Genomic DNA, 13,161 nt, shown 5'->3' on the forward strand with positions numbered 1-13,161 from the left:
AAACACGACCGACTCAGCACCCTCATCAACACCAGACCACTGCCCCGCACAAACATGGATGCATTACCACACTGCAGATGAAAACGACCTCTCAGGAAGCGTCTGCCAAACGGACGGGTACCCGCGACTCTCCGGCTATACCACTACTGCACCGCGTGACATCCGGCGGTGGAGGGATCGCCGCCACGGGCAGCGACCCTGACCGTGCCCGGCTCCAGGTCACCAGCCGGGCACGAGGCCGAGCATGCCGTCGGCCGCCACGTCGACGCGCACGCCGCGGCTGATCCGGTCGAGGGTCGCTCGCAGCCATGCGCGGTCCTGGTCCGCCGCGTTCTCCAGCCGCATCCGGCGCGCCTGCAGGGGGAACATCCGCAGGCCGGTGAGGCATCCGGTGTCCGCCGCCACCGAGACGAGGTAGCCGAGCCGGAGGTCGTCGCGGTACTCCGCGTAGCCCGAGATGCCCTCGTAGTCGTCGATGAAGTCGCCGCAGCCGTAGAGGATCAGCCGGCCCCGGTACACCTCCACGGCGCGGGGATGATGGGAGGAGTGCCCGTGGACGATGTCGACGCCGCCGTCGACCAGGGCGCGGGCGAAACGCTTCTGGTCGCGGGGGACGAGGTAGCCCCAGTTGGAGCCCCAGTGCACCGACACGACCACGATGTCGCCCGGTCGCTTCGCCCGTCGTACCCGCTGGAGGGCGGCCTCTGCTGCCGCCTGCGACACCTCGCGGACGTAGGCGACGCCGGGCAGGTGGGTGGTCGCGGCCCAGTCGGGCGGGATGCCGCTGGACAGGGCTCCCAGGGCGAGGACCAGGACGCGGGAACCGGGTCCGGCACGGACTTCCGCGAGCGCGTGGGCCTCCTCGGCGTCGCGCCCCGCGCCCGCGGTCCGCACTCCCGCGTCCGCGAGCGAATCGAGGGTTTCCGCCAGTCCCGGCCGGCCGAAGTCCAGCACATGGTTGTTGGCCAGCACGCACACATCGGGCCGGGCCACGGTCAGGGCGGGCAGGTTGGCCGGGTGCATCCGGTAGTGCACCGCCTTGCCCGGTGCGAACGCGTCACTGCGGGTGACAGCCGTCTCCAGATTCACGATCCGGGCGTCCGGGGCGGCCCGCTCCAGCACCCGCAGCGCCTCGCCCCACGGCCAGGCGGGGTCGACCGGCGCGGGGATGGGGCCGCTGACCGCCTCGGCCAGTTCGACGTACGACCGGGCGTCCGTGACGTAGTCCTCGCGCAGCACCGGACTTCCGGGCTGCGGGAGGATCTGGTCGACGCCGCGCCCGAGCATGACATCACCGCACAGGAACAGCGTCACCACGCCCTTGCCCACACCCCCACATTAAGCGTGGGATCCGCTCGCGGCCGGGCGAACTTGTCCATACATCTTTTCTCCATGGACAGATCGATCGATGTTCCCTCGGCCGTACCGGCGAGCCCCTACAGTCAGTCTGTCATGTACGCGACCCGACGCCGATCGCGCGTCGGGACTGTCCCCACTGCCACCAGGAGAGCGCATGTTCTCGCGTCGTACCGGTACCGCCCTCACCTCCGCAGCGGCAGCCACGCTGCTCGGCCTCAGCGGCTACGCGGCCCCCACCGCGAGCGCGGGCACCGGCACCGACCTCTCGGTGTTCGCATGGAACGTCGATCTCGGCACCGCGATCGTCGACAGCACCCAGAACGAGAAGGCCGCCGAGCGCACCCCGACCATCGAGTCGATCATCCGCAAGCACAGCGCGGACGTCGTGGTGCTGGACGAGAACTTCAACAACACCTCGACCGCCGACATCACCGGCAAGCTCGCCGACCTCTACCCGTACCACACCCCCGTCGTCGGCCAGACCTGTTCCGGCGGCGGCTGGACGGGCATCAGCGGTGACTGTTCCAACTCGTGGTTCGTCATCAACGGCGGCACGATGATCCTGTCCAAGTACCCGATCACCGCGCAGTACGCCCATGTCTTCAGCAACTCCACCTACGGCACCTGGGACTACCACGCCAACAAGGGTGCCGCGCTGGTGCAGATCGACAAGGGCGGCGTGAAGAGCTGGGTCGTCGGCACCCATCTGCAGGCCGACGAGTCCGACACCTCCACCGACACGACCCAGTCCACCCGGCTCGCCCAGCTCAGGGAGATCCGCTCCTGGGCCGACGGCGTCGTCGGTTCGAGTGCGCCGGTGCTCATCGGCGGCGACATGAACGTGGAGTACTACGGCGGCCAGTCGCGCGGCGACTACGCCAACGCCCAGAGCGCGGTGAACGGCGTGCTCGGCACCCCGGCCACCGACCCGAACCAGACGCTGCGGACCATGGACTGCCCGGTCTCCGCCTGGTGTCAGTACATGTCCGGCGTCGAGTCCTTCCCCAAGGACTACCGGGACGACCTCGACTACCTCGGGTATCTGAACGCGCCGGGGCGTCCGATACCGGCCGCGATGTCCACCGTCAAGGTGGACTTCGACCCGCAGTCCGGCTGGACCAACGGCCAGCTCGACACCAACGCTCCCAGCGACCACTACCCGGTCGAGGCGACGTTCCAGATCAACTGACCCTGGCGGCTCGGGCGGTGGGAAACACGGGCGCCTTGCCCGTCCGCGGCACTGCGCGGGTCCACCGGCCGGACAGCACTGAACCCCCAGGCCTGACCTGGGGGTTCACCCGACTGCGTCAGAAGCGGGGCGCTTGCGGTGTGTGCTGCGGTGCCGGGGCGATCTGCTGGTTCACGCCGGGGCTCTGGCGGCCGGACACCTTGCAGGTGACATCCTTCGCCGGAAGCTCTCCGGTGCTCAGGTAGGCGTTCACCGTGATGTTGGCGCAGGCGCCCGGGTCGTCGGAGTAGACGCCGTGGCCCTCGCCGCCCTGGACGTAGACCATGCGCGAGCCCTTCAGGGCGCGGTGCATGCCCAGGCCGCTGACCAGGGGCGTCTGGGAGTCCCACTGGTTCTGGACGGTGAGCACGCCCACCTTGTTGTCCACGGCGGTCACGGCTTCGGCCGGCTTGTTCCAGAACGCACAGGGCATGATGTTGGACCCCATGTCGCCGTAGATCGGGTACCTGGCCTTGTCCCGGATCGCGTCATGCCGGTACTGCTCGGGGTCGCGCGGCCAGGCCGCGGTGTCGCCGCAGACCACGGCCCAGAAGGCGGCCGTGCCGTTGTCGGCCGGTGTCCGCGCGGCGAAAGCCGAAGCGCTGCCCGATCCCTGCTGGTGCTCCGGTGCGAGGGAGCGACCGGAGACCGCATGGCCGTCGGCGGCACGCTCGAGTTCCACGACCGACTGGGCCGCACCCTTGGGGCTGAAGAACTCGGCGCGCAGGGCGGCACGGATGTCGTCGCCGGTGAGCTTCTGGCCACCCTCGTCGATGGGAGAGCGGTCGGCCCGGGCGATGAGGTCCCAGAACGTCTTCTTCACCTTGGCCGGGGTGTTGCCGAGCTTGTAGGTGCGGTCGCGCTGCGCGGTCCACTCCGTCCAGCGGGTGAACGCGGGCTCGGTGCCCTCCGCCCAGACCTGGATCATGCCGCGCCACGCCCGTGCGGGGTCGACCGCGCTGTCCAGCACCCAGCGGTCGGTCCGCTGGGGGAACATCTGCGCGTAAACGGCGCCCAGGTACGTCCCGTAGGAGTAGCCCAGGTAGCTGATCTTCTTCTCGCCCAGAACGGTGCGGATGACGTCCATGTCACGGGCGGTGTTGCGCGTGGTGATGTACGGGAGCTTGTCGCCGTTCCTGGCACGGCACTTGTCGGCGACGGTGCGGGCCCACTTGACGTCGCGGCTGAACGTCTCCGGCTTGTAGGCGTGTTGGAAGTTCTGTTCCGTGCCCGTGAGACCGCAGGTGACGGGGCTGCTGCGGCCCACACCACGCGGGTCGAACCCGATGAGGTCGTACTGGTCCAGAACCTTCTTGGGCAACGCGCCCTTCATCATGACCGGCATGTCCAGGCCCTCGCCGCCCGGACCACCGGGATTGAAGAGGATCACGCCGTGCCGCTTGCCCGGGACGCTGGTCTTCATACGGGAGATGGCCAGCTGGATCGTCTTGGCGCCGGGGTGGTTGTAGTCGAGCGGGACTCTGATCGTCGCGCACTGTAAGGCGGCGGGCTGCGAGGCGTCGCAGCGGTGCCATGTCGGCTTCTGGTCCGCGAATTTCTTCAGCGGTTCCGCCGCGGATGCCTGCGCCACCGGGGCGAGAGTGGCGACCACGGCCGCCGCGACCCCCACGGTGAGCAAGGGCGCCATGCGTCCTATCCGCACGATGGGCGTTCCTTTCTGTCAACTTACAGGACCAGACGACAATTTCGTGTCAGCGTGGGTTGCGGATCCATCTGCCGGGCGATCTCGCTACGCCTCCAGGCGTACACAGAAAGAGACGTACGGAGGAGAACCCCTGCGAGCCGTTCACCGTCACCCATGGGCGAACGGCGGGCTTTCGGGCGTAAGTTGTGCCATGAATGATCCACGCCACGACTGAGAAGACGGACAGCGACTCATGACCGACCCCGCGACGAGATCCGAACCGCCGACGCACCAGAAGATCGACACGTCGGTGCCGCACTCCGCCCGCATCTGGAACTACTGGCTCGGCGGCAAGGACAACTACCCCGTCGACGAGCAGGCCGGCGACGCGTACACGGCCGTCTTCCCCGGCATCGTCACGATCGCCCGCGGCAGCCGTGCCTTTCTGCACCGCAACATCGCGTATCTGGTCCGCGAGGCGGGCATCCGGCAGTTCCTGGACATCGGCACGGGACTGCCGACCGCCGACAACACGCATGAGGTCGCCCAGCGGCTCGCTCCCGAGGCGCGGATCGTCTACGTCGACAACGACCCCATGGTCCTGGCCCACGCCCGCGCCCTGCTCTACTCCTCCCCCGAGGGCGCGACCGCCTACATCGACGCGGACGTGACGGATCCGGACCGGATCCTCGCGGCCGCCGCCGAGACACTGGACTTCGGCCGCCCCACCGCCCTGATCCTCAGCAACATCCTGGGACATGTCGCCGACCACGCCCAGGCCCGCTCCATCGTCACTCGTCTGATGGACGCCCTGCCGTCGGGCAGTCACCTCTCCGTCAACGACGGTTCCCGCGGCATCGACCCCGTCTTCGAGCGGGCCCAGGACGCCTACAACGACAGCGGTGCCGTTCCGTACAACCTGCGCACCGTGGACGAGATCACCGCGTTCTTCGACGGCTTGGAACTCATCGAGCCCGGTGTCGTCTCGGTCACGCAGTGGCGTCCGGAACCTGGTTCGCCCGCGCCGGAGATCGTCGCCGAACACGGCGGCCTCGCCCGCAAGCCGTAACCGGACAGCGGGGGCCCTGGACGTCGCGTCCTGGGTCATGATCGGATGGCGTGATGGCATCGTTCTGGAAGGGCGAGCGGATACGCCTGCGCGGTATCGAGCCCGACGACTGGGCCGGGTTCATGCGGTTCGCCGAGGACGAGGAGAACCTGGGGGACCTGCTGAACCCGCCGCGCTCCGCGGAGGGCTTCCGCGCCTGGGCCAGGGCGCAGGCCGTGGCCGCACCCGACGGTGACTGCTTCCAGCTCGCCGTCGAGGCCGTCGACACGGGCGAACTGGTCGGTGCCGTCGGCTCCCACCACGCCGACGCCCGTGCGGGCTGGTTCGAGTACGGCGTGACGATCGGCGCTGATCATCGACGCAACGGCTATGCCGCGCAGGCAGTGGTGCTCCTGTTGTGTTTCATGTTCGCCGAGCGGCGCTTTCACAAGTGCGAGGCACGGATCTTCGCGCACAACGAGGCGTCGTTGGCCCTGCACCGACGTCTCGGATTCGTCGAGGAGGGCCTGCTACGGGACCGGGTGTTCCTCGCCGGCCGGCACCGCGATGTCGTCGTGATGGGCATGCTCGCCGACGAGTTCGCCCAACTGCACCCGATACGCGAGACATAGCCCGGCAGGTAAACCCAATGCCGTTGACTTTGGGCTGCGTTGGCGGTTCAACGGATACCAGGGGTGGTGTTCCGTGGCTGCTCGGCTGGTCGATCGTGTGGCGCTTGGGGATCTCACGGCGGTGTTTCCACCGGAGTTGGTGGATGCTGTGCTCGGGAAGAGTCAGCCCCGTGAGGTGCGTCAGCGGCTGCTTCCGCCACGGCTGATGGTGTACTTCATGCTGGCCAGGGCTTTGTTCTGCCCTGAGCCCTATCGTGAGGTGTTACGCCTGCTCGCGCAGCCGGCCCGAGTCGAGCACGGCTGGGGACCGTGGCGGGTGCCGGACAAGGCCGCGGTCTTCCGGGCCCGCCGGAAGTTGGGCGTTGAGCCATTCCGGGAACTGCTGGTGCATGCAGGTGCGGCGGTGGCGGACGAGCGGACGCCGGGTGCTTTCTGGCGGGGACTGCGGGTGATGGCCGTCGACGGCACCACGCTTGCGGTGGCGGACACCGCCGCGAACGAAGCGGCGCTGGGGCGGCTGCGGGCCAGGCCGGACAAGGGGCCGACCGGCTATCCGCTGGTCCGGCTCGCGGTGCTGGTCGAAGCCGGCACACACGTAATCGTGGACGCGGTCGCCGACTCCTACAGGGTCAAGGAGCGAGTCCTGGTCGAGGGCCTGGCTCCGTCCCTCGGGCCGGGGATGCTCGTGCTGGGTGACCGTGGTCTGCCCGGCGCATATCTGTGGCAGGTGATGGCGGCCACCGGCGCCGATCTGCTGTGGCGCATCCCCGGCATCTGGAAACTCCCTGTCGAGGAGGCCCTCCCGGACGGCTCCTGGATCTCCACGGTCCACGGCGGCCGGGGCCGCAGTGTCCGTGCGCCGCAGGACATAAGCGTGCGCGTCATCGAGTACACACTGGACGTGCCAGGCCGCAAGCCCGGTGAGACATACCGCCTGATCACCACGCTGATGGACCCTGCCCGGGCGCCTGCAGCCGAACTCGCCGCGCTCTACGGCGAGCGCTGGGAAGTGGAGAACACCCTGGCCGAGCTGAAAACCACTCAGATCGGTACCCGCACCGTGCTGCCGAGCAAGATCCCGGACCTGGTGTTCCAGGAGGTCTATGCACACCTGGCCGTCTACACCGGGCTGAGAGTGCTGATGCACGCGGCGGCCATGAACCGCAGCGAGCCTCTCGATCCCGACCGGCTGTCCTTCGCCGCCGCTCTGCGGGCAGCACGCCGCAGCATCACCTCACCAAGCAGGGATTTTCCCCCCTCCCCAGCCCTCCACGACGGAACGTGAACTCCAAGAGGAGATCAAACAGCCCCGCCGTCTGCGCACCGTCATCCGCCAGGTCAAACGGAAGATGTCCCGCTTCCTGTCCTGGAACCCCGACCGCCCGCGACCGTCCCAGCCCACCTGCTGGCCAGTCGAAACCCTGCAGGTCATACCTGCCATCGCACCCCCACCAGACCCCTAAGTCAATGGCATTGCAGGTAAACCACTTGCGCGCGTCGGGCGTATCAGGAGAATCGGCGCGTGCGTATTCTGTCCTTTCCCGAGCAGGCCACACCCTTCCCGCTGCGTGTGCAGGTGCGGGAACTCCAGGAGCAGGCGTGGCCTTCCCCGCCCGGGTCACTCGCCCCTGCCGACGCCCCGTCCCACGATCCCGCGCTACGTCCGTTGTCGATGCTGCTCGTCGACGAGGACGAGAAGGTGCTGGCGGCTCTGGACATCCTGTCCAAGGAGATCGTTCACGCGGGTCGGCGCTATGCCGCGGGAGGGCTGAGCACCGTCGTGGTGGGGCGGGAGAGTCGTGGGCACGGACACGGCCGCCACCTGGTGGCGGCGGCCCGGGAGGCGATGAGCACAGGCGGGTTCGATCTGGGTCTGTTCACCTGCGACAGCGTGTTGCAGGGGTTCTACGAGAGCGCGGGCTGGCGGGTGCTCCCCGGCGCCATACTGATCGGCGGGACACCGGAGGATCCCTTTCCCAGTGACCGGCCCGGCTTCGACAAGGTCACGATGGCCGACTTCTTCTCGACCGACGCCCGCCGGACCGAGGCGTCCTTCCGGCACAGCCGCATCGAGTTGTATCCCGGACAGATCGACAAGCTGTGGTGACACCGAAGCAGCCGCCGAGGTGTCGGTCATCGGACGGCAGCCGCGCGGACCAGGGCGGCCGCCGCGGTCTCGATGTCCTTGTCGCTGCTCCAGCGGCCCAGTGACAGGCGCAGTGCGCCCAGTGCCCGCTGTGCCGGCAGGCCCATGGCGGTCAGGACGGGCGACGGCTCGTGGGTGCCGCTGTGGCAGGCCGCACCGGTCGAGGCGGCGATCTCGGGGCATGCGGCGAGGAGTTCATGCCCGAGTGCACCGTCGATGGTGACGTTCAGTGTGTTCGGCAGGCGGTCCCCGGCCGGGCCGTTGAGACGGACGCGGCCGGGCAGGCCCTCGGTCAGTCGCCGGTGCAGGCCGTCGCGCAGTACGGCGATCCGCCGCACCCGGCCGTCGGCGAGATCCTCGGCGGCCAGCCGCGCCGCGGTCCCCAGCGCGACGGCCAGGGCGACGTTCTCGGTGCCGGCCCGCAGGCCGCGTTCCTGACCGCCGCCGTAGACGACGGGCTCCAGCGGCACGCCCTCGCGTACGTACAGCGCGGCCGTGGCCTTGGGCGCGTACATCTTGTGCCCGACCACCGTCAGCAGGTCCACGCCCAGGGCCCGTACGTCGAGGGGGATCTTCCCCGCGGCCTGGGCGGCGTCGCAGTGGAACAGCGCGCCGTGGGCGCGGGCGAGGGCGGAGAGTTCGGCGATGGGCTGGAGGGCCCCGGTTTCGTTGTTGGCGGCCATCACCGACACCAGCACCGTGTCCTCGGTGAGGGCGGCGGCCAGCTCGGCCGGGTCGACCAGCCCGTCACCGTCGACCGGCAGCACCGTCACGCGCGCGCCGTGCAGGCGTGCAAGGGCGCGGGCCGTTTCCAGAACCGCCGGGTGTTCGGTGATCTGGGTGATGAGACGGGGACGGGTCCGACCGGACGCGAGCATCGCACCGCGCAGAGCGAGCAGGTCGGCCTCGGAGCCGGAGGAGGTGAGGACGACCTCGGACGGGCGCGCGCCGATCAGCGCGGCCACCTGGGCGCGCGCCTCGGCGAGCGCCCGGCGGGGTTCGGTGCCGTAGGGGTGGCTGCTGGAGGGGTTGCCGAAGAAGTCGGTCAGATACGGGAGCATGGCCTGGGCAACCCTCGGGTCGACCGGTGTGGTGGCGTTGTAGTCCAGGTAGACGGGCCCTGCGGGCGGCCCGGGCCGGGACAGGAGCGTGCCGGTCACGTCGGCTCCGCCGTGTCCACGGGCATCTCGGCAAGGCGCCATTCGAGCATGCCGTCGCTGAGGCGGATGGCCCGTCGTCCTCGGTCGGACAGCAGGCGGACGGCGTCGTAGGCGAGGACGCAGTACTCACCGCGGCAGTACACGACGATCTCGGCGTCCTCGGGCAACTCGTCGATGCGGTCGGCCAGTTCGCCGACCGGAATGGAGAGCGCGCCGGGGATGTGCCCGGCCCGGTACTCCTCCGCCGGCCGCACATCGAGCACGGTGACATCTCCCGCCGCGGCGCGCGCGTGGAGTTCCTCGCGGCTGACCTCCACGGCTCCGTCGTCACCGAGGTAGGCGTCGCGGGCGGTCGGCACGGCAGCCTGGTGCGTCTCCGCGACCTTGCGCAGCAGCGCGAACAGCAGGGCGACATCGTCCCCGGCGAGCCGGTAGTGGATGCGCACGCCCTCCCGGCGGGTGGCGACGAACCCGGCCTGCTTGAGTGTCTGCAGGTGCGCCGACGCGGTCGTCAGGTTCAGCCCGGCCGCTTTCGCGAGGGCGTCGACGGTCCGCTCGCCCTGAGCGAGCAGATCGAGCAGTTCCAGGCGTTTTCCGCTGGCCAGCGCCTTACCGCTGGCCGCGAACGCGTCGTACAGCTGCGCCTTCGAGCCGGTTGTGGTGGTCTCCGCCATGGCATCCTCCATAAATCCATGGAATATTGTAGAGGAAGAAATCACACCTGGGACGCATTGGGGAGGAACCGCCGTGGGCTTCGCCGACGACCATCTGATCCCGCTGGTGGACGAGGGGCTGGGCAACAGCGCCTACCTCGTCGACCTGGGCGACGACCGCGCCCTGGCCGTGGACGCGAGCCGCGACCTGCGCGCCCTGCACGCCGCCGCCGGCCGGCGCGGGCTGCGCGTCGCGTTCGCGGCCGACACCCATCTGCACGCCGACTTCCTGTCCGGTGCCGTCCAGCTCGGGCACGACCACGGAGCCACCGTGCTGGCCTCGGCCGCCGGCCGGCGTACCTTCGCGCACCGGGGCCTCGCGGACGGCGACGAGGTCGACCTCGGCGGGCTGACGCTACGCGCCCTGGCCACCCCCGGGCACACCGACGAGCACCTGTCCTTCCTGCTGCTGGACGGCGAGCGCCCGCTCGGGGCGTTCACCGGTGGCTCCCTGATCGTGAACTCGGCCGCCCGCACCGATCTCCTCGGCGCCGGACGCACCGAGGAACTGGCCCGCGCGCAGTACCGCTCCCTCAAGCGGCTCACCCGGCTGCCGGACCCGACGGCGGTGTGGCCGACCCACGGCGCGGGCTCGTTCTGCTCCGTGCCGCCCGGTGCCGAGCGCACCAGCACCATCGGCGCCGAGAAGGCGGCGAACCCGTTGCTCGCCGCACCCGACGAGGAGGCCTTCGTGACCCTCCTGATCGCGGGCCTCGGCAGTTACCCCGCCTACTTCGACCGGCTCGCCGGGGCGAACCGGCGCGGCCCCGCCGTCCTGTCCGCGACACCGTCGCTGCCGGCGCTGGACACCGGGCAGGTGCGTGCGCTGCTCGCCGACGGCGGCCATGTGGTCGACGTCCGTCCGGCGGCGCAGTACGCCTGCGGGCACATACCGGGATCGATCTCCATACCCCTGCGCGCGCAGTTCGCCACCTGGCTGGGGTGGCTCCTGCCCGCTGAGGCTCCCATCGCCTTCGTCATCGGCGACGACCAGGACGTGTCAGAGCTGGTCTGGCAGGCCTACAAGATCGGCTACGAGCGTCTCGCGGGCCGCCTCGCGGGCGGCACGACCGCCTGGCAGGAGGCCGGCCTCCCGATCTCGGCCACCGCGTTCGCCACCCCCGACCAGGCGCCGACGGCCCCGTACGTCGACGTCCGGCAGAAGGCCGAGTACGCCGCCGGGCACGTTCCCGGCGCCCTCCACCTCGAACTCGGGACGCTCGCCGCCCACGCCGCCGAGGTCCCCGCAGGCGCGGTCGTAGCCTGTGGGCACGGGGAGCGCGCGATGACCGCCGCCAGCGTCCTGGAGCACGCCGGCCACAGCGGCCTCACCGTGTTGAACGGCAGCCCCGGCGACTACGCCGCCGCCCACGGCGAGCATCTCACCGAGGGCGCCCGGTGAGCGCGACGGCCGTGTCCGCGGCCAAGCCCGTTCAGCTGGGGCTCCGGGAGAACTGGCCGCAGTTCACGCTGCTCGTCATCGTCAACATCTGCGTCGGCGGCCTGGTCGGCCTGGAACGCACCACCGTCCCGCTCATCGGTGCCCGCACCTTCCGCCTCACCGATGACCTGGCCGTCTTCTCCTTCATCATCGCCTTCGGTCTCACCAAGGCCCTGACCAACCTCGCCGCCGGCGCGCTCACGGCCCGCTTCCGCCGCAAGCAGCTCCTCGTGACCGGCTGGTTCATCGGCATCCCCGTGCCGTTCGCCCTCGCGTGGGCGCCCTCCTGGGGCTGGATCGTCGCCGCCAACGTCCTGCTCGGCCTGAACCAGGGCCTGACCTGGTCGATGACCGTCAACATGAAGATCGACCTGGTCGGCCCCGCACGCCGAGGACTGGCCACCGGCCTGAACGAGGCGGCCGGCTACACCGCCGTAGGCACCACCGCCCTGGTCACCGGCTACCTCGCCACGGCCTACGGCCTCCGCCCCGTCCCCGAACTCATCGGCGTGATCTTCGTCGCCGCCGGGCTCGCCCTCGCCCTGGTCGTACGCGACACCGCCGCGCATGTCGCCCTCGAACTGTCCCAGCACACCAAGCCGCTGCCGTCCACCGAGAGCACCACGCCGGCCGCCACCTTCGCCCGGACCTCCTGGCACCACCGGTCCCTGCGCGGTGCCAGCCAGGCCGGCCTGGTCAACAACCTCAACGACGGCCTCACCTGGGGTGTCTTCCCCCTGCTGTTCACCGACCACGGTCTTGGCCTCGCCGCGGTCGGTCTCATCAAGGGCCTGTATCCCATCCTGTGGGGCCTCGGCCAGATCCCCACCGGCCACCTCTCGGACCGCCTCGGCCGCAAGCCCCTCATCGTCAGCGGCATGCTCGTCCAGGCCGCCGGGTTCGTCCTGGCCCTCGCCCTGCTGGACACCCCGCTGCTGGCGGGCGTCCTCTCCGCCATCGCGCTCGGACTCGGCACGGCCATGGTCTACCCGGCCCTGATCGCCTCGGTCTCCGATCACGCGCACCCGGCCTGGCGGGCAAACGCGCTGGGCACCTACCGCTTCTGGCGCGACATCGGCTACGCCGTCGGCGCCCTGGTCGCGGGCATCCTCGCCGACGCCCTCGGCCTGAACGCCACGGTCATCGCCGCCGCCGTCCTCACCGCCGCCTCCGGCCTCCTCGCCGCGCGCTGGATCACCGAACACGACCCCGGCCGCTGACCGCCAGCCCGTCCCTCTACGCGGGCGCGCACGCATGCATGAATGTCATGGACCGGGGGTGGCGGGATCAGTCACTGCTTCTGGGCGCGCACGATCACGACCGGGCAGGGCGCATGCTGTGACACATGCTGGCTGACCGAGCCGAGCAGGGCGGCCGCGAACCCGCCCCTGCCCCGGCTGCCGACGACCAGGACCTCGGCCCCCTCGGCGGCCCGCAGCAGCACGTCGGCGGGGTTGCCGTGCACCACATGGCTGCGGACCGTGTCGGCCGCGTCCGCGCCGAGCACGTCGGTCAGCTCCGTCCGCACCCGCTGCCGGGTCTCTTCCTCGTCGACGTCCATGTCCACGGCGGGCGCCGACCAGCCGTACAGCCCGGGCAGCTCCCACACCGCGACCGCCTCCACGGTGCCGCCGACAAGGCCCGCGTACCGCACGGCCCAGCGCAGGGCCTCGTACGAGGACGACGATCCGTCGACACCGACGACCACCCGGGGCTCGGAGGCATCCCTGTCCATGTGTCCCACCTCTCCTATGGCTCTCCCACCCCGTCGACCGGCCCCCTCCGTCTC

General features: G+C 70.2%; 12 protein-coding genes. 7 read left to right on the forward strand and 5 right to left on the reverse strand.

What is annotated here, in order from left to right; all coding sequences use genetic code 11:
- Positions 1-219: 219 nt before the first annotated feature.
- The gene (locus AB0L75_RS18955) at positions 220-1,329 is read right to left on the reverse strand and encodes a CapA family protein (protein ID WP_365182146.1); all 1,110 of its coding nucleotides are present in this window, start codon (positions 1,327-1,329) and stop codon (positions 220-222) included.
- A gap of 184 nt (positions 1,330-1,513) precedes the next feature.
- Here AB0L75_RS18955 and AB0L75_RS18960 point away from each other — a divergent pair, with 184 nt between their 5' ends.
- Complete coding sequence (locus AB0L75_RS18960) at positions 1,514-2,548, forward strand: sphingomyelin phosphodiesterase (protein WP_365182147.1); 1,035 nt, start codon at positions 1,514-1,516, stop codon at positions 2,546-2,548.
- Positions 2,549-2,666: 118 nt separating this feature from the next.
- Here AB0L75_RS18960 and AB0L75_RS18965 read toward each other — a convergent pair whose 3' ends face one another.
- Positions 2,667-4,235, reverse strand: a complete 1,569-nt coding sequence (locus AB0L75_RS18965) for an alpha/beta hydrolase (protein ID WP_365182573.1) — start codon at positions 4,233-4,235, stop codon at positions 2,667-2,669.
- Positions 4,236-4,485: 250 nt separating this feature from the next.
- Between AB0L75_RS18965 and AB0L75_RS18970 the strand changes: the two genes are divergently transcribed.
- From AB0L75_RS18970 to AB0L75_RS18985, 4 genes are all read left to right on the forward strand, one after another.
- Positions 4,486-5,301 carry an SAM-dependent methyltransferase gene (locus AB0L75_RS18970; RefSeq protein ID WP_365182149.1) on the forward strand — a complete coding sequence of 272 codons (816 nt, stop codon included), beginning with the start codon at positions 4,486-4,488 and terminating at the stop codon, positions 5,299-5,301.
- A 53-nt stretch (positions 5,302-5,354) separates the two neighbouring features.
- Entirely contained in the window at positions 5,355-5,912 is a 558-nt protein-coding gene (locus tag AB0L75_RS18975; protein ID WP_365182151.1) for a GNAT family protein, read from the forward strand.
- Positions 5,913-6,009: 97 nt separating this feature from the next.
- On the forward strand, positions 6,010-7,197 hold the full coding sequence (locus AB0L75_RS18980; protein WP_365182575.1) for an IS4 family transposase: 1,188 nt from the start codon (positions 6,010-6,012) through the stop codon (positions 7,195-7,197).
- A 237-nt stretch (positions 7,198-7,434) separates the two neighbouring features.
- A complete protein-coding gene (locus tag AB0L75_RS18985) occupies positions 7,435-8,019 on the forward strand; it encodes a GNAT family N-acetyltransferase (RefSeq protein ID WP_365182153.1) in 585 nt (194 codons plus the stop codon).
- Positions 8,020-8,045: 26 nt separating this feature from the next.
- Here the strand turns inward: AB0L75_RS18985 and AB0L75_RS18990 are convergent, their stop codons facing one another.
- Positions 8,046-9,218 carry a cysteine desulfurase family protein gene (locus AB0L75_RS18990; RefSeq protein WP_365182155.1) on the reverse strand — a complete coding sequence of 391 codons (1,173 nt, stop codon included), beginning with the start codon at positions 9,216-9,218 and terminating at the stop codon, positions 8,046-8,048.
- Positions 9,215-9,892 carry a metalloregulator ArsR/SmtB family transcription factor gene (locus tag AB0L75_RS18995; RefSeq protein ID WP_365182157.1) on the reverse strand — a complete coding sequence of 226 codons (678 nt, stop codon included), beginning with the start codon at positions 9,890-9,892 and terminating at the stop codon, positions 9,215-9,217. The genes AB0L75_RS18990 and AB0L75_RS18995 overlap by 4 nt, the downstream gene beginning before the upstream one ends.
- 73 nt (positions 9,893-9,965) lie before the next feature.
- Here AB0L75_RS18995 and AB0L75_RS19000 point away from each other — a divergent pair, with 73 nt between their 5' ends.
- Complete coding sequence (locus tag AB0L75_RS19000; RefSeq protein ID WP_365182159.1) at positions 9,966-11,333, forward strand: MBL fold metallo-hydrolase; 1,368 nt, start codon at positions 9,966-9,968, stop codon at positions 11,331-11,333.
- Complete coding sequence (locus AB0L75_RS19005; RefSeq protein ID WP_365182161.1) at positions 11,330-12,592, forward strand: MFS transporter; 1,263 nt, start codon at positions 11,330-11,332, stop codon at positions 12,590-12,592. The genes AB0L75_RS19000 and AB0L75_RS19005 overlap by 4 nt, the downstream gene beginning before the upstream one ends.
- A 71-nt stretch (positions 12,593-12,663) precedes the next feature.
- Here AB0L75_RS19005 and AB0L75_RS19010 read toward each other — a convergent pair whose 3' ends face one another.
- Entirely contained in the window at positions 12,664-13,107 is a 444-nt protein-coding gene (locus AB0L75_RS19010; RefSeq protein WP_365182163.1) for a universal stress protein, read from the reverse strand.
- Positions 13,108-13,161 lie beyond the last annotated feature (54 nt).

The sequence above is a fragment of the Streptomyces sp. NPDC052101 genome (assembly GCF_040680235.1).
Classification (GTDB): domain Bacteria; phylum Actinomycetota; class Actinomycetes; order Streptomycetales; family Streptomycetaceae; genus Streptomyces.